Source organism: Halobiforma nitratireducens JCM 10879 (genome assembly GCF_000337895.1).
In the GTDB taxonomy this organism is placed as follows: domain Archaea; phylum Halobacteriota; class Halobacteria; order Halobacteriales; family Natrialbaceae; genus Natronobacterium; species Natronobacterium nitratireducens.
On the sequence record NZ_AOMA01000146.1, the window covers coordinates 32,866 to 55,525 of the forward strand.

The following is a 22,660-nucleotide window of genomic DNA, read 5'->3' on the forward strand; positions in this document are numbered from 1 at the left end:
AGAGCGAGGACGAGAAGAGTTACCGCCGTTCCGGTGGAGCGGTTACATTCCCCTTCAGTCGAAAGACGAGCTACCCGAATACGGGAGGGAACGAAACGACAGAGGGAGGCTCGCAAAGAGGACCCTACGGCGGAGATGGAAGTTACGTTCATCGAGGCGGCACCAGTCGTGTGTTCGCAACTGTTTGCAGGGGCCCGTAATATACTCTCTGGGCGATTGTGTAAACAGAGCTGATAGGATCGGAAGAACGGCCGACGCGCTTTTCACCCATTGGTGAGACGATACCGTAACGATGACTACGGGTCGCGGGCGTGCGATCGACGATACTGACACCACTACCGCCGACGAGCTCGAGGACGAGCGCCGACGCCGATCGGCGACATCTCGAGAGTCAGCCGGGCGATCGACGCTGAGCCGCCGACAGGCGCTGTCGGCCCTCGGATCGGTGTCGATCGCAGCGACGGCTGGCTGCCTGAGCTCGCCACTGAACGTCTTCAGCGACCAGACCGAAGTGACGCCGACCGAACCCGGCGAGAACCCGGACGGAACACCGGGCGAGTTCTACTTCCTGCTCGAGCAAAACGGAATCGGGGTCGACGAACTGTATCACAACCCCGAAGAAGGCGAACTCATCCTGTTCTACGAATCCGACGCCGACGATTTCCCCGAATCCGACGCCGAGATCGGAACGATCTACCAGGTGTTCAGCGGCGGTCTCATCGACCGCGGCTCGGACGTCGAGTACCTGTTTACCGAGGTCAAGGGCGGGTTCGACGGGCAGGTCGACGGCTGGCGGATCGAGCGGCGTTGGGTCGAACAACACCAAAACGGAGAGATCGACGAGCACGAACTGTGGGAGAACATCGTCGATCACAAAGTCTACGAGGGTGAGCACCGCTATCTGGACGAAGATCAACTCGAGGAAGCAGACGGTGCTGACGGAAACCGAGACGGAGACGGAAACGGAAACGGAACGGGCAGTGAAACCGACGCCGACAGCGATGATCACGCAGGTGACGACGGTGAGGACGAGGACGAGTGATTCCAGTACAGGATCGGCCATCGCTCTCGCTTCGACGATCGTACTCGGACGCGACGTCGGATTCGGTTCCAGTCCCGCACCCGAGATCGACATCGACCCCGACGACAGTCTCGAGTCCGAGAGCCCAGCCCAAGCCGACGACGGCAAGAACGTTGAATATTCACCGGTCGAACAGATACGAACGACAACGATAACGACGACGCCAGCGACGACCGACGATACCGACGCGACCACCGTACTCGCGGCGTACCGGTCCCGATCGATGGTGTGACGGTGATCTAGAAGATGTCCCTATTCGAACTCGAGCGCAACGCCGAATTCGAACGTCTCGTCGAGATCCTCGAGGAGAGTTCGAACGACGACGTGCGACGGCGAGCAGCGGAGATACTCGGGAGTCTGGAATCCGAAACCGACGACGCACGCTATCCGCGCGACGACGTCGTCGACGCGCTCGTCACCGCATCACAGGAAGACGACGGCGACGATGTCCGAGCGGCAGCCATCGACGCTCTCGATCAGTACGGCCAGGACGCACTCGAGACGTTCATCGGCGAGGTTTCGGGCCAGGAGATCGAGGGCGTCGCCGAGTGGAAGAAAGCGAAGGTACTGGCACAAGGGCTGACCGCCGACCGGCCCGAACTACGGATGGCAGCCGCAACCGGTCTCGGCCGGATCGGCGAGGACAACGTCGTCAAACCGCTGGTCGAACGTCTCGAGGACACGGACCCACGCGTCCGGACGCGGGTCGCGCGTGCGCTCGGTCGAATCGGGTCTCCCGAGTGCGTTCCAGCGCTCTCCAAGCGACTACACCAGGACCGGTACGGCGTTCGCGTCGAGGTCGCGTACGCGCTGGCCGACATCGGGACGAACAACGCTTTGCGGGAGTTGGTAGACGTTGCCGACGCGGACGACGAACGGCTGCGACGTATCGCCGTCGACGCGCTCGGACGGCTCGGCAGCGTCGAAGCCGTCGAAGTGCTCGCCGGAGCACTGCGAGACGAGTCCGAAAGCGTCCGTCGAACCGCGATGTTCTCGCTGGTCCAGTTGCTGTCCGAGGCACCGGCCGACGCGAGCCACAAAGTGCGAGAGAAGATCGTCGGCGAACTCGAGGCCGTCACCGAGAGCGAAGTCGTACAGCCGCTGATCGACATCCTCGATCGGAGCACGGAGACGGCCCAGCGTCGGAACGCGGCGTGGTTGCTGGGACGAATCGCGACCGACGAGTATCGTCGCGAGGCCCAGAACGCGTTGATCGAGACGTTGGCCGACGACGACGAGATGACCTCGAAGTTCGCCGCGACGAGTCTGTCGCTTTTGGACGGCGACAACCTCGAGAGGCGGCTGCTCGATCTGGTCGAAGACGACGCCCGGGACGAAGAGGCCCGCGTAAAGGCGCTGTTCGTCCTCGGAAAGATCGGCACCGAGACCTCACGAAACAGGCTCTCCGGGTTCGTCGATCGAACCGAAAGCGATCGGTTGCGGAAACGAGGCTTCTCCGCTCTCTCGAAACTCGGCGGCGCTGGGATGCCGAGTGGTGACTTCGCATGAGCAAGTCCGAACAGAAACTCGCGGACGTAACCGGTCAGTTCACACAGGTGATGCGGGACGGCCGGAAGCTTTCCGACACCGACTGGTCGAACGGCAGGATCATCCTGTCGAACAAGCGGATCGTCATCGCGAGCAACGATGGAAAGGCGACGATTCCGCTGTCGGAGATACAGTCGATCCGCGGTCGCTACGACGTCAACCAGACCGTCGCGAAGGTTTCAGACTACATCAGCATCAACTACGGAGCCGACGTCTACCTCGTCTCGATGGGCAACGTCGAGGAGTTCGAACTCCAGATACAGAAGGCCATTCTGGACGGGGAGATCGTCCTCATCAAACACCCCGCGGTGAAAGGCGGGGTCGTCCAGGACAGCTCCTGGGAGAAAGCTCGCGTGAAGATCAACGAGGGAGTCGCGAACTTCGCCGTCGAGTCCGGCTCGCTGGTCCAGATCGAGGTCGACGACGTCGGTACCGTCGAAAGCGAGGAGCGAACCGTCCGCTCGAAGGAACGACCCGTTATCGAAGCCGAACACACCGAAGACGGCTCGAGCGTCCAGACGTATCTGTCGGGTGGCTCCCAGAACTGCGCGATCCTGAAGTCGGTACTGGATCGTGGGGCCGAGAAAAACGCCTCCCAGATCGAGCTCTCGGGGAAAGAAGAGGAAGTGTTGATGGCGATCTATTCCGGTGTCTCGCCGTTCGAGGTCCCCGAGTTCCTCGACATGAACATCGACGAAGTCGAAGAAATCTACGAGCGACTGATCGAACTGGACGTCCTCGAGGAGGTACGGGTACGACGGGAAGTGGCGTTGAAGCCACGTGGACGGAACATCGCGAGCGAAGCGATGAACAGCAAGTGACGGATTCGGGTTTTGCGCGACAAAAACGCGAGCGTTAGTTTGCCCTCCTTGCGACTGTCGCAGGGTTGTTTCTCGTTTCGTGAGATCGGAGGGCATCCGAGTCTGTGCAACGAGAGACGAGGCCGTCCTCGCTGGTCGCAACTCGAAAGCGTTCTGTTGTGATCGTGACTACGGAACGCTGTGCCACCAAAGCGAGTATCAGTAAGACGGTCAGGGAGTCACAGATACGACTCCGATCGGTCAGGGCAACTCGAGACGCGAGGTCGCGAGAAAAACGATCCCAATGCGAGAGGAGGAGCTACTCGGTCGCCTTCGAATCCTGTTTGAGATAGCTGACGTCACGCTCGAGTTCGTACCCCTGGGGAACCCCCACCTTCTCGAGACAGTCGCCACAGATCGGCTTCGCGTAGGATCGGTTGTTAGTTTTGCCGAGGACGTTGGCGTCGTCAAGCGAGAGGAGTTCGTCACAGCGGCTACACTCTACCTTGTCGCCGTCGATGATTTCCATGCTACAGCAAGGGGAAAGCGACGGGATAAGTGCCACGGCCGTGGGTGAGGTCACGTGAACGAGGGTCAGCCCACGGCAAACGACGAGTCGGATTCGGTCGGCGAGGTCTCATACGGATTGCTGTAACTCTCTACTGCCGATGGCCGACCCGTTCTGGTGATCGACAGGAAGTGACTACAGGAACCCGTATCAGCAGGCTGGTCGGAGTCGAGCGGGGACGCCGAACGGTGGCTCGACTTTGGGGTGGTGGGGAAAGCGACGGGGGAAGTGGGAGAGAGAGAGAAGAGCTGAGACGAGACGGACCACTCGACTGCGTGGGACGGGACTCGAGCAACGCGATACGAGGACGACGTGTTGGTTGCCGGACCAGTGTGCCTACTTAGGGATGGGGGATTCGGCGAGTAGATATAAAAGTGAAGAGCGAAACTCGGCAAGTAGATTTATACGGTAGAGGCCGTGGCAAGTAGAATTAAGTGCGGTACGGGCGGCGAGTAGATTTAATACCGGACAATAAAAATCGACGGTCACGTTCCGGCGGCTACTGAACACGTGGTGTTCGGGGGAAGCCGGACGACCTAACAAACAATGTTCGAACGAGTAACAGACGAGGAAGAACGCGGTCAGGTGGGTATCGGTACCCTCATCGTGTTCATCGCGATGGTGCTTGTCGCAGCGATCGCGGCAGGGGTACTGATCAACACCGCGGGTCTCCTGCAGTCTCAGGCAGAGGCAACGGGTCAAGAGAGTACGGCACAGGTCTCCAACGTCGTCCAGATCGATTCAGCGACCGGGCAGGTTGCTGAGCTCTTCGATGAGGACGAGCAGTTCGACAACGTTGATATTACAGTAGTGGATGAACACGACGACGACATCGGAGATAGTGTAACAATCACTGCTGAGACAGGAGACACTGCGCAATTCGATCTCCAAGACGCTGAGGATAGTGAAGACTCCGACGAAATCAATGTTCTCGGTGTAGACGAACTCAACGTTGAGGTCGACGACACTGGTGACTTCACCACCACGGTCTCGGAAGACTTCACAGTCGGTGTCGTGAACGAAGCAGACGAAATCGAAATCACCATAACCGGGGACACTACCGACGAGTTCGACCTCGAGAGCCCCGACGAATACGAGGGCAACGAGTACGCCGTCTACGAGGCGTCGATGATGGTCTCGCTCGGCCCAGGCTCGGACCCGGTTGACCTCAGCTCGGCCACCTTCGAGTTCGTTGGCGACGACACCGAGCGCGGCACGGCCGCTGAGCTCGACGATCTCGACATCCACGAACTCGAGAACGGTGACGGCGGCACCCTCGGCGAAGACGGCGACTTCCAGGGTATCCTCGAGGCTGACAACCAGCTCGAGATCGAACTGCACCTGACTGGAGCCAACGACAACTTCTCCCCGCTTCAGTCCGGTGAGTCCGCAGAGTTCCTGATCACGACTGCTGACGGCTCTCAGACGGTCGAGATGCTGATGGCACCCTCGACGCTGACCGAGACGTCCGCAGTGACGCTGTAACCGGACGGACCGTCTTTCTTTTCGTCCTTCACAGTGCCGCGATAGTCACGTCAATCAGCTCGGTATTCTTTTCTAGAGGGACCCCCCAACGGACCGGGAAACCAGCGGCTATTATTGAAAGATGTATAACTTGTACCGGCGCATTAGCCGATACTGAACAGACAGTACGATCACATGATTCCGTATTAGAAGGGCTCCAGGGAACGTCGAGATGTGGTAATCGAGACGGAAGACATCGCCTATGCGCGCTTTCTGTGGAGTTGGCAAGTAGAGTTAAATACTGTCAAAACGGCGAACAGCCTTATTACACGGTAGTTAGAAACAGTTGATACGTTCCGGCAGTTTCCCGGCAACGACACGGGAGGGGAGATGTCGGACGCAAAACAACGCACAATCATGTTCGAACGAGTAACAGACGAGGAAGAACGCGGTCAGGTGGGGATCGGGACCCTCATCGTCTTCATCGCGATGGTGCTGGTCGCCGCGATCGCGGCNGTCCTGATCAACACCGCGGGGCTCTTGCAGTCCCAGGCAGAGGCAACGGGTCAAGAGAGTACGGCACAGGTCTCCAACGTCGTCCAGATCGATTCTGCGACGGGACAGGTTGGCGAAGTCCCAGTGAGTGAAGCACTCGAGGACGTCGATATTGAGTTCGTCGAAGGAGCAGACAACGTCGATGATAACCAATTAGAGGACGTGAATTTCGTAATCGAGTTGGCTGCAGATGAAGGAGACACAGAAGTGACCGAGGAGTTCAGTACTTCGGAAGACCTGGAAGACCTTGATGACGAATTCCTCGGGTTGGATCTTACAGATGGAGAGTACGAGGTTGAAGTGGACGACGAAGAGGGGACCAGCGAATCTGTAACTATCGAAGAAAGTGACGTGAATGAAGATGGAGTCATCACTATTGAAGTCGACGGTGAGAACGACGGTGGAGAGTTCGCTGCCCTCGACGTAGAAATAGAAGCACCTAGTGAAGAGTACGAGCCTGAGACGGAACTTCAGGTCTACGAAGCCTCGCTGATGGTCTCGCTTGGACCTGGCTCCGATCCGGTTGACCTCAGCGCTGCCACCTTCGAGTACGTCGGTGACGACACCGAGCGCGGTACCGTCGAAGAGCTCGACGACCTCGACATCAGAGAAGTCGACACGGGCGACGTCTACACCTCGAGTAACGACGTCGACGCGATTCTCGAGGCAGACTCGCAACTCGAGATCGAACTGGCACTCGACGGTGACAACGACCAGTTCTCGCCGATCGCCTCCGGAGAGTCCGCGGAGTTCCTGATCACGACTGCTGACGGCTCTCAGACGGTCGAGATGCTGATGGCACCCTCGACGCTGACCGAGACCTCTGCAGTGACGCTGTAGATCGGCAGCGAACTTTTTCTTTCTGTCACTTTGGTAGGTAGCAACTGGTATAGGTGCCCTCCTGGTCGGCAAGTAGAGTTAAGTAACAGATTATCTATCGGCCAAATTCTTTAATTGGGAGAAACGTCGGCAAGTAGAGTTAAATAGTGTCAGATCGGCGAATAGCCTTATTACGCGGTAGTTGAAAGGCGTTGATACGCTCCGGCAGTTGCGCAGCGACGCTACGGTCGTCAGGGCGGGTGCCGGACGCAAAACAACGCACAATCATGTTCGAACGAGTAACCGACGAGGAAGAACGCGGTCAGGTGGGGATCGGGACCCTCATCGTCTTCATCGCGATGGTGCTGGTCGCTGCAATCGCGGCCGGTGTCCTGATCAACACCGCGGGACTCTTGCAGTCCCAGGCAGAGGCAACGGGTCAAGAGAGTACAGCACAGGTCTCTAACGTCGTCCAGATCGACTCCGCGACTGGTGACGTAAACGAAATCGAGATCGATCCGCTCGAGGATGTCGATATCGAATTTAACAACGAAATAACCGAAGCGGGCGGAGAAGATATTGAAGATCTGGAGTACGTAGTCGAATTAGACGGGTCGGGTGCTGAAGAGGCAGAAGTCCAGGTTGGTGGGGACGAAACGCTTCGAGAAGCACTCGAAGACGAGTTCGAAGGTCTAGACCTGACTGACGAAGACGACTACGTCATCTCCGTCGACGACGAAAGCGGCGCGGATGCGGCTACGGACACGTTCGACTCTGATGACGTAATCGATGGGACGATCACTGTCGAGATTTCCGGAGAACAGGACGACACTGACACGGATGAATTCGATACACTCGCCGACGGTGACGTTACCATTGTTGACCAGGGCGAAGGCGAAGGCGTCACCACCGAACACGTCGTCACTGACGCCTCGCTGATGGTCTCGCTCGGTCCCGGTTCCGATCCGGTTGACCTGAGCGCAGCTACCTTCGAGTTCGTTGGCGATCACACCGAGCGCGGTACTGTCGACGAACTCGAGGATCTGGACATCAAAGAACTCGAGAACGGCGACTCCTACAACGCTGATCCGGGGAGCTTCGACCCGGTTCTGGAGTCCGACACGCAACTCGAGATCGAGCTCCACCTCGACGGCGACGATGACTTCTCGGTCATCCACTCCGGTGAGGACGCCGAGTTCCTGATCACGACGGCTGACGGTTCCCAGACCGTCGAACTGCTGATGGCACCGTCGACGCTGACGGAGACCTCCGCAGTCACGCTCTAACCGCCGGAATCACGACCCGAACGACGGTCAACCGAGCGGTTATTTTCACTTCTTTCAGATACCGATAATTTAGTTTCAGACATTATTGCGTTTCTATAAATTAGTCTGACAGCAAGTTTTGGGTTGTAAACCAGCCTTTCAGGCCCCTGGTCGGAAAAAAGAGTTATATAGTGTAAGGATGGCGAACAGACTTAAGAGAGATTAGTTAGAAGAGACTGATACGTTCCGGCGACTACCAGCGGGAGCCATGTGGTGTCACCTGCACTCGCCGGACGCAACAAACATATTCCAACCATGTTCGAACGAGTAACAGACGAGGAAGAACGCGGTCAGGTGGGGATCGGGACCCTCATCGTCTTCATCGCGATGGTGCTGGTCGCCGCGATCGCGGCNGTCCTGATCAACACCGCGGGGCTCTTGCAGTCCCAGGCAGAGGCAACGGGTCAAGAGAGTACGGCACAGGTCTCCAACGTCGTCCAGATCGATTCTGCAACGGGTAACGTTGCGGAACCAGACGATCACGGGACGCTAGAAGACAATGTTGTCATCACGATTGTCGACGACCACTCCCTAGATATCGAGGAAGTTAGCTTGGACAACAATAACGGCCTCGATGAAAACGTCGATACTAGTGGCAGTGACGGAGAGTCGAGTAGCGTCGATCTGTCTGACAACAACGAAGTCGAAATCGAAGTCGATGGAACGCCATCTGGAGACTTCGATGATGAGATCGTGTTACAGACAGAAGTAGAGATCACTGAAGAGAATATCGACGGTGACCAGGAGGTCGAAATTACGCTCGGCGGTGAAGAAAGCGACAACGTCGACTTAGAAGAGATCACCCTCCTCCAGACTGATCACCACGTCGATACCGCCTCGATGATGGTCTCGCTCGGACCCGGTTCCGACCCGGTCGACCTGAAAGCGGCGACCTTCGAGTTCGTCGGCGACGACACCGAGCGCGGCACTGCGGACGAGCTCGACGACCTCGACATCTACGAGCTGTCGAACGGAGAGAGCTACACGGACGACACCGACTTCGACGCGATCCTCGAGTCCGACACACAACTCGAGATCGAGCTCGACCTGACGGGTGACGACGACTTCTCCCCGATCCAGTCGGGTGAAGACGCCGAGTTCCTGATCACGACCGCGGACGGCTCCCAGACTGTCGAGTTGCTGATGGCTCCATCGACGCTGACGGAAACGTCTGCAGTCACCCTCTAAGTCGGTAAAAGTCGACCCCCCTTTTATCGATGAGCGCGACGAGCACCGACGAGGACGGGCACGAACGCGAGTCCGGACGGATGGGGTCCGGACCCGGACGGAGTGCCAACTCCGGTCTCGAGGCCGCTCGTGCGAGACACGACCTCGATTTCGAGTCCGAGACCGGCACGAATACAGAAGGCCCCGGACGCGACCGTGCCCAGGTCGGCATCGGGACCCTCATTCTCTTCGTCGCGATGGTACTCGTCGCGGCTATCGCCGCCGGCGTGCTGATCAACACTGCCGGCCAGCTACAGAATCAGGCTCAGGCCACCGGCGAGCAAAGTACCGCCGAGGTGGCGAACAACCTCGATATATACACCGCCGTCGGCGAAATCGACACGGCTGACGGCACCACCGTCGACACCGTCGAGGTCACCGTCGGCCTCGGGGCGGGCTCCGATCCGATCGACCTCGAGCGGTCCGTCCTCGATTTCGTCGGCCCGAACGGGCAGGCGTACCTCCAGGCCGACGGCGACGACAACGGCGTCACAGTTTCGGTCAACGGCGACGACGAACGGGCCGTCCTCGAGTCGGGCGACGACCACGGAACGATCCGGATCGACTTCGACGAGGCCGACGCGCTCGAGCACCTCGAGAGCGGTGACGACGCACAGGTGACGGTCGTGACCCAGGACAGCGCCCAGGTCGTGACGGAGTTACGAGTGCCGAGCGTCCTCGACGGCGACGACGGCGACACGGTGCGGTTGTGATCGGTGCTCGAGCCCCGACAGTCACGAAGTGACGGCTCATTTCTCGAGATCGAACCAGAACGGCCCACTCGAGCGGAGAGACTACCATCCGACTCGTAGCCTACCGGTCAAACCACCGCGGGTGGGACTGAAAGGGGCTGTCCCGGTCGATCCCTCCCGGGCGACGTAAGCACACGAGCGAAGCGAGCGCGCACAGCGAGCCCCGGAGGGTCGAGCGGGACAGGGGCTTTCGGAGTGTTGCTGTACTATTTCGAACCGCTACAGAACGACTCGAGCACGCCCACTCCACGAATCCGACCACCACCACGGAACACGTCAGCGCACACACAACCACGCCAACACGCAGTCACGTCGGCCGGAGCGTTTTTGCAGGTGGCTTACTTCGGGAGGAAATAATGGGGTTTAGTACGAGCGCTGCTGCTGCCGTCATGCTCATCGCGTTTCTCATCGCGGCGAGCGTGATCTTCCCCACTGTCTTTACCGCCGGCTCCGAAACCGGCGACGCCTTCGCCGCCCAGGCGGACCAGACCCGCGATCAGTTGAACACGGAGATCGGGATCGAATCGGTCGAACAGGAAGACACCGACGACGATGGCAACGGCGACGAAACCGTCGTCACCGCCGAGAATACCGGCACGCTCGCCCTCGATCTGCGCGATACCGACCTGCTGCTAAACGGGCAGTTCGTCGATCCCGACGACCTCGAGACCGTCGTGATCGACCACCAGCCCGACGGCGAGGAGGAACGACTCGAGGACACCGCGATCTGGCGACCAGGAACCGACCTCGAGGTGACGATCGACGAAGACAACGACACGCTTGAGACGGAGTACGGGTTCACACACGACGACCTCGAGCGCGTCAAACTCGTGACCGAAACAGGTGTTTCGGACGCCAAAGCCGTCGCTGAATCGGAGGGGAGCTAAATGGCGAGTGTCTCCGCCACCCACATCATCCTCTTCGTCGCGAGCATGATCGTCGCGGCCGGCATCGCTGGCACCGTAGTCATGGAGGTCAATCAGCTAAGCGACGCGGTCGAAACCAGAGGCTCGAACGTGGCCGAAGAAATCGAAACCGATATCGAGATTACGAGCGACGCGGGCCACGTCGACGCACTGTACGAGGAAGACGAAGAAACGGGAGAGGTCACCGAACTCACCATCCTCGTCAAAAACATCGGTTCCGGGAGTCTCGACGCCACCACTTCGGAGGTCGATATTCTCGTCGACGGTCGCTACGTCTCGAGTGACTACCTCGAGGTTCAGCGTGTCGACGTCGAAGACGACTCCTGGCGACCGGGCGGGGTCGTCGAGGTGACAGTCGACATCGAGAACAAAGGCGACGTAACTGTCAGCGGCGACACGCGAGTGACCGCAATCGTGAACGGCAACGAGGACAGCATCGATTTCCACGTTCCAACCGAGGACGGGAGCGAATAGCGCAACGAACTTCGACCACACAACCATGAGCATACTCGACGACGGCGACGACGAACCGGACGAAGCGGACGGCGGGGACGCCGATGACCTGTTGGGCGGTGCCGACGACGGCCTGATGGGCGACGACTCGCTGTTCGAAGACGGCGAAGACGACGAAGACGATGAGCAGGAACTCAACTATCGGCTCGACGAGGTCGAGAAGGAGATCGACTCACTCGAGGGACAGGTCGAAGCCGTTCGCGGGGAAAACGAGAAGATCAGCGACTCGGTCGACACCGTCGAACAGAACGTCGAGAAGCTGGTGGAGATGTACGAGATCGTCACGCAGGGGATCAACCCCTTCGTCGGCGATCAAGAGATCGGCAACGCCTTCGAGAGCGCCACGGAAGGGGCCTTCGGAACCCAGGAGGACGACATCGACGACGAGCTTGCAGAGGCGGAAGCCGAAGACTTCCTGAACGACGATTTCGACGACTCCGAGGACGACGATGACGACTTCGTAGACGACGTTGCCCTCGAGGAAGAAGAGGAGGAAGTCGAACTCGAAGACGAAGACGAAGACGAAGACGAANACTCCGAGGACGACGATGACGACTTCGTAGACGACGTTGCCCTCGAGGAAGAAGAGGAGGAAGTCGAACTCGAAGACGAAGACGAAGACGAAGACGAAGACGAAGACGGAAACGACGATCTCGAAGCGTTCGACGACGGAATCGAGGACGAGACCGACGATCCGCTGGCCGACGAGTTCGACGAAGACGAAAACGACGATCTCGAGACCGACCCCCTCGAGGACGAACCCGACGATGACACGTTCGACGACCGAGAGGAGGATGCGCCACTCGACGGTGGCCGCGAAGAAGGCGAGGACGAGCCGGCGGAGTTGGAATCGCTCGAGGAGGACGGCACTTCCGACGGCGAATCCGACGTTGTGGACCACGACGATACCGACGATACGCCCGCCAATGGCGACCTCGACGAACCGCCGTACCTGGTCGAAATCCCCTCTCGCAACGACGCCGAGTTGCTGACCCTCGAGTGGCTCGAGTTCCTCGTCGACGCGGCAGGGGTCGACGGTGCGTCGCGGACGGTTGCGTACTACGAATCGATCGGCTGGATTTCCGACCCGGTTCGGACGTACTTGCACTCGATGCTGAACGGATTCGACGGCGGCCCACGGACCGACGACCCGGAACCGCGCTCGGCGTTGAACTCGGACGATCACAAGCGCAGCCTCCAGTACGTCGCCTGGATCGCGACGCCGGAACGAGCGCCGAACCCCGGATTGCTCGATGGAGAGCCGGAACCGACCGGTGTGGAAGAAGAGCCAGTTGACGAACAGCCATCGGAGTCGGACGGTGAAGACGGCGACGCGTCAGCATCCGGCTCCGACGAGTTCGGCGTCGACACCGTATAGCAGTGCACGAAGCCGTACTAGAAGCGCAACGAAAACGTCTGGGCCGGAAGTTTTGTATTCCGAGCATGACGACGTGCGTCGTACGAACGGGCCGATCGCCGTCGGTCGTTCCCCGTGACTGACGGCCTCGTCGCGACGACCCCCCATGAGTATCGCTGAAAGCGCCTCGTCGGCAGCCAACTTCGGGCAGTCCATCGTTCGCGCCTACGAAGAGATGGAACTCCCGGCACGGCTGTACGTACTCGCGATTCTCCTTCCCGCGTTCCTGCTCTTTCTCGGGTCGATCGTGCTTGCCTTCTGGATCGATGCGTTCTTCCTAGTCCAGCTACTGATCCCGGTGTTCGGCCTGCTGATCCTCGGATCGGCGCTGGGCTATCCGAAGATCGCCGTCGACAGTCGCCGGATCGAGATGGAAAACCGGTTCCATCTGTTCGTGATCCACATGACGATCCTGTCGACGACGAACATCGACAGGATGGAGGTGATGCGACAACTCGCCAAGGAAGACGAGTACGGCGAGTTAGCCGTCGAAATGCAACGCGTCGTCGACCTCGTCGACGTCTGGCACATGAGCCTCGGCGATGCCTGTCGACGGCGGGCGAAAGCGGTTCCCAGTGAATCCGTCTCAGACCTCTTCGAACGGATGGCTTACACCCTCGAGGCCGGTCAGGGACTCGACGAGTTCCTCGTCCAGGAGCAGGAAGTACTGATCGAGAAGTACTCGACGGCCTACAGGCAATCGCTGGGGAACCTGGACGTCCTGAAGGACCTGTACCTCGCGCTGCTGATTTCGATGACGTTCGCGCTGGTGTTCGCCGTCGTCCTGCCGCTACTGACGGGAACCGACCCGACACTGATGGTCGTGCTCGTGATCGTCCTGTTCCTGTTCGTCCAGCTCGGGTTCATGTTCGTGATCCGGGCCGTCGTGCCGTCGGACCCCATCTGGTACCTCGAGAACGGCTACCGAACGCGGACCAAGAAACTCCTCCTGGCCTCGACGGTCGTCGGGGTTGCACTGAGTACGGTCTTTATCGTCGTGATGACGCTGATCTTTTTCAAGGTTATCCCGGGCTCGGAACACGTCCCGATCAGAGCGATTCCGCTGTTGCTCTACATGCCGATCGCGACCTCGCCGCTGTTGATTCCCGGGTTCGTCTTCTGGTACTACGAACGGCAAGTGTTCAACCGCGACCGGGAGTTCCCGAACTTCATCAGGGCGCTTGGAACCAGCGAGAGCGCGAAGCAGGCGACGACCTCCGAAGTGTTGTCGACGCTGCGGACGAAGGACTTCGGGCCGCTGACCGACGCCGTCGACGACCTGTACCGCCGATTGAGCATGCGCCTGAGCACGGAGAAATCCTGGACGTACTTCACCGGCGACGTCGCCTCCTATCTGATCCAGAAGTTCAGCGAGATGTACCTCGTCGGCCGCGATATGGGCGGGAGCCCCAAGCGGCTGGGGGAGCTCATCAGTCAGAACATGAACGAGATCGTCAATCTGCGCGAGGAGCGTAAACAGCAGACGACGACGCTCATCGGCGTCATCTACGGGATCACGGCCGCGTCGGCGTTTGCGTTCTTCATCGGCCTCGAGCTCGCTATTCTGATGTCGGGTTTCGACGTAGATACTGCCGCGGGAATGGGGCCCGATATCGGTGGTTCGCTCATTCACACCGAACAGTACGACATCCTCATGCTCCGATATCTGATCATCATCGTGCTGATCTTCAACGCGTTCATCTCCTCGATGGTGATCCGAGTAACCGACGGCGGTCACTTCGGGAACTCGTACATTCACTTCACGGCCTTGCTCTGGCTCGGCGCGATCACCGGGGCGATCACCCAGCGGCTCATCGACGCGCTGATCACGGTCGATCTGTAGCCTGTACTCGGTTCGTTCTCGACTACTGGCGAAACGGCCGAAAAACGGTTTATACCCGAGTCCCAACTATCGGACGAAATGAGTCCCGACGACGGTCACCGATTATCGCTTCCGAATCGAGGAATCGAATCGGTCCACAGCGCGATCCTCCTGTTTAGTTTCACCATCGTTCTTTCGCTGTTCATGGCCGGAGTCATCTTCCTGAACGGGACCGGCCACTGATATCGGCCGGTCGACGTAGCGCGATCCACCCTCGGGCACGAACTTCGCGATCGAGCAGCAGAACCAGAGGTGTGGATTCCCGTCACTCACAACTACAGATGTCGCTATCTCGAATGAGGTCCCAGATATACGCGTGGATGCTCTCCGCTAACGCAAACATCGCGTCTTCTTTTTGTTTCGCCGGAATGTAATTTCTATTCTTATAACGTATAACATGATCGTGCCAGTATTATAACTGCCGTTCGCTCTGACGTGTCAGTCCGTGCAACCGTCAGTTTTGAAAGATCGTAAAAACGGACGGGACGGGCTGAAACCGGTGTTTTTGAGAGGAATCGAGAGGCCACGAGAGGTGTCGAAAAGAACGGTAAGCTACTCGAGTGACTCAAGGAGGTCCTCGATCGAGTCGGATTCGTCGAGTCCGTGCTCCCGGAGGGCGGTCCGAACCTGTGGCTCCGAGAGCGGAGCGTCGAAGTCGGACTTGGCGAACAGCAGCGATGCGGCCCGGTCGGTCCTGGTGTCGCGGGCGACGTTCCGGGCGTACCAGAACACGAGGCTGTTGAACGTATCGAGGACGTCGTCGGATGTCATCCGGTGGCGAACGGTTTCGTTTCCGAACCGGGAGACGATGTCGACGGCGTACCGGGCATCGACGCGCTCGAGTTCGTCGGCGAGGACCGAGCGTGCGGTTTCGGGACTCTGTATCGGTGCGCCCGCTCCCCGTCCGCGGTCGGCTGCTTGCTCTCGAGGGTGGCGTCGATCTTGCCCTTGTCCTTGTCCCTGGCCCTGGCCCTGGTTCGGGCCCGGACGATCCGCAGGAGCCCCCGCACCGCCGTGACTCCGTCCAGCGTCGGCCTCGAGGCTGGGGTCCTGGTTCCGGTTCCCCCCAGCCCCGGCACCCGAGCCGGCCGGGGCGCTCGATTGGGACTTCCGGGACGGGAGCGACTCGCTTTTATCCGGGACGTTTGGCGACGATTTGTCGGCTGAGACGACGTACCGGCCGTCGGAAATTTCGCTGACGTAGGGACTGTCGGAGATGTCCAGATCCTCGGGCGAGAGGACGCCGCCGGCCTCGGAAGCAGTCTGCTGTTCGCTGGGCAGGACGGGCGGTACGTCAGCGTTGTCTTTCGGGTTCGTGTTTGGGTTCGAACCCGAGTTCGATGTCTCGTTCGAACTCGAGTTCCGTCCCTCGTTACGTTCTGGCATGTCCGGACCGATACGCGTAGTTCGGGACCACGAGAAAAGAAACCTTCGCCCGGAGAGACGTTCCGAAGCGTCGATATGGAGCCGATTCCGCGGGCGCGAACGACGACTGCCGGTCGGCAGTCGCGACTTCCCGACGGACGGCCAGAATTACTTAATACATCGACTTGCAAAGCATTCACAGATGAGTACGTATCGCGGCCCCGATCGGATGGGCACGGGCGAACACGCTGGGGCTGCGAACGGATCGAGCCACTCGAGTGACACGCTACTATGTTACTGTCAATAATCGGAAACATACTCGGAGACGACGAGGACGGGAGCACGGGCGACTCCGGGAACGACGACCTGATGGGCGACGACTTCTCCGGAACGGGAAGCACGAGCGATCAGGGGCTAATGCCCAATGCCGGAGGCGGTGGCGGCGGTAGTACCAGCGACGACGGAGGCATGGGTGGCGGCGATCTCCTGGAAGACGAAGGCGACGACTTCGACGGTGGCGACGACTTCCTCGAAGACGAGGGACTCGGCGGCGACGACATGTCCCTCGACGAGATGGACGACGACGGGAACGGCCACTCGAGCGAACTCGAGGCTCGCGTCGAAGAGATGGAAAACGATGTCGGATCGCTCTCGTCGACTGTCAACACGGTTCAAAGCGAGAACGAGAAGATCAGCGACTCGCTCGAGGAGATCGAAGAGGACATTCGCAAGCTGCTGGAAGTCTACGAGATGGTGACCCAGGGTGTCAACCCGTTCGTCGAGGGCGACTCCCTGAGCGACCAGTTCGACGGAGGCGGGGGCGGCGCTGCTGCCGGAATGGCCGGTGGAACCGGCGACTTCGGTGGCGAGAGCCTCTTCGACGGCGGTGACGAGGAGTCGGGCGACGACGACGTAGACGAGGACATCACAGACGCCGAAGCCGAGGAGTTCCTCGACGAGAGCGTCATCGACGAAGACGATGGTGACGACTTCGACGACCTCGGTATGGACGATGGGTTCGAGGACGTCGAGGACGACTTCGACGACGGCGGCATGGACGATTTCGACGATGGCGACGATCTCGAGGACTTCGACGAAGATTCGAGTACGGAAACCGAGCCCGACACCGACGCGGATGCCACCGGCGACGATCTCTCGTTCAACGAGTTGAAATCGGAGTACGAGTCGGGCGAAGCCGAATGGGACGAGGGGGATGCCGCCAGTACAGGAAGCGAAGACGAGGACGACTTCGACGGCGACGACGGTGACGACCTCGAGTTCGACGACGGGGAGACGACGAGCCCCAGCGACGAACTCGAGGAGGCCGGTATCGGCGTCGTCGAGGAATCCGACGACGAACTAGAAGACCAACTCGGCGTCGACGACACTGGCGAAGAGTTGGCCGACGACACTGACGAGACCGCGACGTTCGACGAACCGGACGTCGGGGACGACACCGCCGAATCGGCTCCGATCTCGGAGCTCGAAGAGGATGACGCTGGCGACCAGGACGAACACATTCCGTGGGACGACGGCGGACGACCGTACCTGGCAGAGATTCCCTCCGAGTACGACACCGAGTACGTCGTGATGGACTGGCTCGAGTACCTCGTCGAACAGGCCGGTCTCGACGGGGCGGCCCAGACGCTGCGGTTCTACGAGACGATCGGCTGGGTCTCGGCGTCGGTCGAATCGTACCTGCAGACGATGCTGAACGGGTTCGACGGCGGCCCCGACCTGGAAGACCCCGAGCCACGCTCCTCGCTCGGTGTCGATCACAAACGGAGCCTGTGGCGGATCAGTCAGATCGCGACGCCGGCCAAGAAACGCCAGCCGTTCGACGAGTGGCTCGCCGACGAGGGTATTTCCACCCGTCGGAAGATCGAGGTGGAGGAACCGGGCGAAACGGACGACGAGTCCGCGTCCGATCCCGCGTCGGATTCCGAACCTGACCTCGACGCCGAGGCCGACGAGAGCCCCGCAGCCGACGACAGCGACGTGACAGAAGAGGAAACCGGAGAAGACGGCGAAGAACCGCTCGAAGCTTCCCTCGAGACCGACGACGAAGACCCGGTCGTGGTCGAGGAAACCGACGCCGACGACGAAGAGACCGAGCTCACGTACACGGAAGTCGAGTCTGCAGACGAGTCCCCCAGTGTTACGGCCGAAGGCGAACGCCAAGGTGAAAGCGACGGTCCCGCCGAAGCTACGGAGATCAGCGACGCGACGGTGACGGACGTGACCGTCGACGACGCCGTCGACGTGCCGGTCGACGCAGTCGACGACGCTACGAACGCGGCCGAGACGACCGACGGGCCAGATGTCGGCGAAGTGAGTCCGGAGGAACTGGTCGCGGAGACGGAACCGGATCAGTCAGCGGACATCGGGTTCGAAGGGGAAGCCGAAAGCGAGCCAGCATCCGAAAACGAGATCGGAATTGAAGCCGAAAGCGAGCCGACATCCGAAAACGAAATCGGAATCGAAGCCGAAAGCGAACCAGGAACGAACGCCCACGTCGAACCCGACGCCGACGACCGCTGGACGGAAGCAAACGACGGGAACGAGTCGAATACGACACAGCGAATCGTCATCGACGAATCGGGCGTCGTCGAAACCGAGACGACCGAACGCGATCGAAACCGGGACCGAGAGCACGATCCGATGGTCTGGGCCGACCCCGAAGTCGTCCAGACCGAGTCCGGAACGGAACTTCGGGACGACTACTACGGGTACGCCGACCCTGACGACCGAGGCAAGCCCGTTCTCGTCCCCGACGACGGCGCGGACCTCGAGCCGTGGCAGGTCGAGTTCATCAACTCCGTCCTGATCTCCGACGAGACCGACCATGAGTAAGCTAAACAACATCTTCTCGATCGGACTCGACGATCGGGACCGACTGAACAAGGAACTGGGCGGTGGCATCCCGACCGGCAGCATCGTCCTCATGGAAGGCGACTACGGGGCCGGGAAGAGTGCCCTCTCCCAGCGGTTCGCGTACGGCCTCTGTGAAACCGGTAAATCGGTGACCTTCCTCTCGACCGAACTCGAGGTCAAAGGGTTCATCGAGCAGATGGACTCGTTGAACTACAACGTGGAGGAACACCTGCTGTTCGAGAACATGCTGTTTCTGCACGGCGATCTCGATAGCGGCGGCGTGCTCTCCTCGGACAAAGAGCAGAACCGCCAGGACCTCCTGACGGATTTGATGGAGGAAGATACCATCTGGTCGGCCGACATCATCGTCGTCGACACGTTCGACGCCATCCTGCGTAACGACCCGAAGTTCGAGGCGCTGGTCAGGGAAAACGAGGAACGACAAGCGGCCCTGGAGATCATCTCGTTTTTCCGGGACGTCATCTCCCAGGGGAAGGTGATCGTTCTAACCGTCGACCCCTCGACGGTCGGCGAGGAGGCGATCGGCCCGTTCCGTTCTATCGCTGACGTCTTCATCGAACTCGAGATGATCGAGGTCGGCAACGACATCCGCCGACAGCTGTTCATCAAGCGGTTCGCGGGCATGGGCGAACAGGTCGGTGATCGGATCGGGTACTCGGTCCGATCCGGAACTGGTATCGTCATCGAGAACCGCAGCGTTGCCTAACGCGGTGGTTGTCGGATGACCGAAATGGGGAGGCCAAAGCCGTCGGACGAGCTCCAAGAGCTTGCAGCTCGCCGACCGCACCTCAGGGAACATCTAAAGAAGTTCCGCCAGATCACCGGCGAGTTCCCGATGCTGGTCGACGAGCCGACGGACGAACACGAGGTTGCCCACCCGAACGTCATCTACCCCGTCGGGGGGCCAATCTACAGCCACGTCTACGGCGACGTCGGGACGAAGATGCAGTACTTCGCGGTCGAGCCGACGCTAACCCAGGAAGAGCAAGACGTCTTCGAGAAGATCAAAGACTCCCTGCTGCGCCGGAGTGCGACCAAGGAGGCCCCCGAGAAAGAAGCCGAGTACGACGACCGCATCGAGGAACTCCTCGACGAGACGACCCACATCAAAGACGAAGACCTCGACAACCTCATCGACCGGCTGCGGGTCAAGTTCCACCCCGGTATCCAGGAGGTTCCACAGGAGACCTACGAGAACATCCGCTACCGACTGAATCGTGACATAGTCGGACTGGGACCGCTCGAGCCGGTTATGCGTGACCCGGAGAACGAGGACATTCACGTGATCGGTCCCAACGAGTGTTACGTCGATCACGGGGTCTTCGGGCTGGTCGAAACGTCCGTCGACTTCGGGACGCCCGAGGCTGTCTCTTATACACATCTCTGAGCGGNGACCGACGCCGAGCCGATCATTGACTCGACGCTGCCGGACGGTTCGCGTCTGAACGTCATCTACAGCGACGACGTCAGTGTGAAAGGTCCCTCCCTGACGATCCGTCAGGGCGACGAGGTCCCCCTCTCCGTGACCCAGATTACCAACTGGGGGACGCTCTCGCCGGAACTCGCCGCGTACCTCTGGCTCTGTCTCGAGAACGAGCGGACGGTGTTCGTCGTCGGCGAGACGGCGTCGGGGAAGACGACGACACTGAACTCGATTATGTCGTTCATCCCGCGAGACTCGAAGATTTACACCGCGGAGGACACCGCCGAGGTGTTGCCGCCACACAACACGTGGCAGCAACTCCTCACCCGAGAGAGTCGCAGCGACGACAGCGCCGACGTCGACATGTTCAACCTGGTCGAGGCCGCGTTGCGTTCGCGTCCCGAATACATCGTCGTGGGTGAGGTCCGTGGTGAGGAGGGTCGCATGGCGTTCCAGGCGGCCCAGACTGGCCACCCCGTCATGCTGACCTTCCACGCGAGCGACATCGTCTCGATGATCCAGCGGTTTACCGGCGACCCGATCAACGTCCCCGAGACGTTCATGGACAACGCCGACGTGGCGCTGTTCCAGAACCGCGTCAAGCAGGGCGACGACGTCCTCCGTCGGGTCACCTCGGTCCAGGAGATCGAGGGCTACTCCGAGGAGATGGACGGGGTCGTCACCCGACAGGTGTTCTACTGGGACCCCGTCGAGGACGAGATCATCTTCCAGGGGATGAACAACTCGTACGTCCTCGAAGAGCAGATTGCGACCCTGCTGGGGTACGCCGAAACCCGGGACATCTACGACGACCTGGAGTTCCGGGCCGACATCATCGAGCGGATGATCCAGGAGAACATCCTCGAGTACCACGAGGTCAACTCGACGATCGAGTCGTTCCAGCGCGACGGGGTCGAAGGGCTACCGTTCCACATCACGCGGCCGGACTGACCTGTTCCACGGTGAAACAGCGCTGAGTCGGATATCTACTCGGTCCGCCGGCGAATCGAACATCGAGTCGGACGGGATCGGCCAATGAAAACGAATATGACGCCGAAACCGCTACAGTACGGCATTCAGAACGACCGACCATGAACGAAGACATCGTCGCCGACTTCACCGGCCGCTTCTTTCTCGGGAACCGAGGCAGTGGGGACGACGGATCGAGTGGGAAGCCGGTGAGCGGCCGGGTCATCATGACGAAACGGCGGCTCGTGCTCGCCTCCGGCGACGGAAAGGAGACGGTCCCGCTCTCGCGGGTCATCGACGTCAACGTCGGCAGCGTCCCGAACCACGTCAGGCAGTTCTTCAACGACACCGTGACGGTCGGCTACCGCGACGAAGAAGGATCGACCAGAAGTGCGGTGATCGAGAGCAAGGGTGAAACCGCCGAAAAGTTCGTCGCGCTCCTCTTTCGCTGTCTGCTGAACGGACGGAGGGTCGCGGTAAAACACCCGGCCAGGGTCGGTGGCCGGGTAAAAGACACGCCGGTCGTCCCCGGGAAACTGAAGATCAAGAACCGCCGGATCGAGGTCCGGACGAAGCAGGACAACTTCAGCTTCGACGTCGAGCGAGTCATGTCGATCGACCGTGGCAACAAGATCGGCGACAGCGACGACCGCGTCACGCTCGTCGTGAAGTACATCGACGACGGCGGGCTAACCAAGACATCGCTGATCGCGCCCTCGAAGAGCCAGTACGTGAACCTGCTCGCCAGGTTCCTCCGCCTCGAGTTCGACGATCTCCGCGAGGAGGTCGACGAGATCGACCTCTCGAACCCCGAGAAGCGCGTCCTCGTCAGCGTCCACGCCACCGGCGGCGAGATCGACTTTACGAACATGCTGGACGGCGATCCAGCCTACGTGACGAACGTGTTGAACTCCGTCCGGGAGAAGGATCTGATCGTCGAGAGCGGCGACAATATCTCGCTGACGCCGAAAGGGCGAATCATCGTCAGCGAACGGATCGAAGACGTCAACACCTGATCGGTTGGTCGTTGCGCTCGAACACGATCACGACCGTCGACTCGAGTGGACTAGCGTAACGATTAGGTCCCGATCGCCGTCCGGGTCGGGTCTGGGTCGGTTCCGGGTTCGGGAC

Annotated in this window: 19 protein-coding genes and 1 pseudogene; 18 read left to right on the top strand and 2 right to left on the bottom strand. The window is 60.1% G+C overall.

The genetic code is table 11. The annotated features are described in order from the left end of the window. Positions 1–292 precede the first annotated feature (292 nt). Genes C446_RS14380 through C446_RS14395 form a run of 4 tightly spaced genes read left to right on the top strand, consistent with a single transcriptional unit; the run spans position 293 to position 3,450 of the window. On the top strand, positions 293–1,042 hold the full coding sequence (locus C446_RS14380; protein ID WP_006673858.1) for a hypothetical protein: 750 nt from the start codon (positions 293–295) through the stop codon (positions 1,040–1,042). Beyond that, entirely contained in the window at positions 1,023–1,313 is a 291-nt protein-coding gene (locus C446_RS14385; RefSeq protein WP_152419448.1) for a hypothetical protein, read from the top strand. The genes C446_RS14380 and C446_RS14385 overlap by 20 nt, the downstream gene beginning before the upstream one ends. A 14-nt stretch (positions 1,314–1,327) precedes the next feature. Then, positions 1,328–2,590, top strand: coding sequence for a HEAT repeat domain-containing protein (locus C446_RS14390; RefSeq protein ID WP_006673860.1), 1,263 nt, complete (start codon positions 1,328–1,330; stop codon positions 2,588–2,590). Next, positions 2,587–3,450 carry a CheF family chemotaxis protein gene (locus C446_RS14395; RefSeq protein WP_006673861.1) on the top strand — a complete coding sequence of 288 codons (864 nt, stop codon included), beginning with the start codon at positions 2,587–2,589 and terminating at the stop codon, positions 3,448–3,450. The genes C446_RS14390 and C446_RS14395 overlap by 4 nt, the downstream gene beginning before the upstream one ends. A gap of 298 nt (positions 3,451–3,748) precedes the next feature. On the opposite strand, the gene C446_RS14400 is transcribed toward C446_RS14395, so the two are convergent. Next, positions 3,749–3,958: a hypothetical protein gene (locus C446_RS14400; protein ID WP_006673862.1), complete on the bottom strand. Its 210-nt coding sequence runs from the start codon at positions 3,956–3,958 to the stop codon at positions 3,749–3,751. Between the two features lie 585 nt (positions 3,959–4,543). Between C446_RS14400 and C446_RS20300 the strand changes: the two genes are divergently transcribed. The 10 genes from C446_RS20300 to C446_RS19385 all read left to right on the top strand — a co-directional run bounded on the left by C446_RS20300 (position 4,544) and on the right by C446_RS19385 (position 15,060). Further along, positions 4,544–5,482: an archaellin/type IV pilin N-terminal domain-containing protein gene (locus tag C446_RS20300; RefSeq protein WP_006673863.1), complete on the top strand. Its 939-nt coding sequence runs from the start codon at positions 4,544–4,546 to the stop codon at positions 5,480–5,482. Between the two features lie 396 nt (positions 5,483–5,878). After that, the gene (locus tag C446_RS14410) at positions 5,879–6,856 is read left to right on the top strand and encodes an archaellin/type IV pilin N-terminal domain-containing protein (protein WP_049920257.1); all 978 of its coding nucleotides are present in this window, start codon (positions 5,879–5,881) and stop codon (positions 6,854–6,856) included. A gap of 266 nt (positions 6,857–7,122) precedes the next feature. Beyond that, on the top strand, positions 7,123–8,121 hold the full coding sequence (locus tag C446_RS14415; protein WP_006673865.1) for an archaellin/type IV pilin N-terminal domain-containing protein: 999 nt from the start codon (positions 7,123–7,125) through the stop codon (positions 8,119–8,121). Between the two features lie 294 nt (positions 8,122–8,415). Then, positions 8,416–9,348 (top strand): archaellin/type IV pilin N-terminal domain-containing protein, encoded by a 933-nt coding sequence (locus C446_RS14420; protein ID WP_006673866.1) that lies wholly within the window; start codon positions 8,416–8,418, stop codon positions 9,346–9,348. Between the two features lie 29 nt (positions 9,349–9,377). Continuing rightward, positions 9,378–10,100, top strand: coding sequence for an archaellin/type IV pilin N-terminal domain-containing protein (locus C446_RS14425; protein WP_006673867.1), 723 nt, complete (start codon positions 9,378–9,380; stop codon positions 10,098–10,100). Between the two features lie 395 nt (positions 10,101–10,495). Next, positions 10,496–11,026 (top strand): flagellin, encoded by a 531-nt coding sequence (locus tag C446_RS14430; protein ID WP_083861138.1) that lies wholly within the window; start codon positions 10,496–10,498, stop codon positions 11,024–11,026. Further along, a complete protein-coding gene (locus C446_RS14435) occupies positions 11,027–11,539 on the top strand; it encodes a flagellin (protein WP_006673869.1) in 513 nt (170 codons plus the stop codon). Between the two features lie 115 nt (positions 11,540–11,654). After that, a complete protein-coding gene (locus C446_RS14440) occupies positions 11,655–12,956 on the top strand; it encodes a FlaD/FlaE family flagellar protein (protein ID WP_455349965.1) in 1,302 nt (433 codons plus the stop codon). Positions 12,957–13,101: 145 nt separating this feature from the next. Further along, entirely contained in the window at positions 13,102–14,838 is a 1,737-nt protein-coding gene (gene flaJ, locus C446_RS14445) for an archaellar assembly protein FlaJ (RefSeq protein WP_006673871.1), read from the top strand. A 78-nt stretch (positions 14,839–14,916) separates the two neighbouring features. Then, positions 14,917–15,060, top strand: coding sequence for a hypothetical protein (locus C446_RS19385; RefSeq protein ID WP_169331370.1), 144 nt, complete (start codon positions 14,917–14,919; stop codon positions 15,058–15,060). Between the two features lie 369 nt (positions 15,061–15,429). Here the strand turns inward: C446_RS19385 and C446_RS14450 are convergent, their stop codons facing one another. Then, complete coding sequence (locus C446_RS14450) at positions 15,430–16,263, bottom strand: DUF7500 family protein (protein ID WP_006673872.1); 834 nt, start codon at positions 16,261–16,263, stop codon at positions 15,430–15,432. Between the two features lie 270 nt (positions 16,264–16,533). Between C446_RS14450 and C446_RS14455 the strand changes: the two genes are divergently transcribed. The 4 genes and pseudogenes from C446_RS14455 (at position 16,534) to C446_RS14470 (ending at position 22,545) form a co-directional block, all read left to right on the top strand. Then, entirely contained in the window at positions 16,534–19,095 is a 2,562-nt protein-coding gene (locus tag C446_RS14455; RefSeq protein ID WP_006673873.1) for a FlaD/FlaE family flagellar protein, read from the top strand. Next, the gene (locus C446_RS14460; RefSeq protein WP_006673874.1) at positions 19,088–19,843 is read left to right on the top strand and encodes an ATPase domain-containing protein; all 756 of its coding nucleotides are present in this window, start codon (positions 19,088–19,090) and stop codon (positions 19,841–19,843) included. Before C446_RS14455 ends, C446_RS14460 begins: the two co-directional genes overlap by 8 nt. Positions 19,844–19,858: 15 nt before the next feature. Continuing rightward, a pseudogene (locus tag C446_RS14465) lies at positions 19,859–21,511 on the top strand (type II/IV secretion system ATPase subunit). Positions 21,512–21,651: 140 nt separating this feature from the next. Next, positions 21,652–22,545: a CheF family chemotaxis protein gene (locus C446_RS14470; RefSeq protein ID WP_006673875.1), complete on the top strand. Its 894-nt coding sequence runs from the start codon at positions 21,652–21,654 to the stop codon at positions 22,543–22,545. The last annotated feature ends 115 nt before the right edge of the window (positions 22,546–22,660 follow it).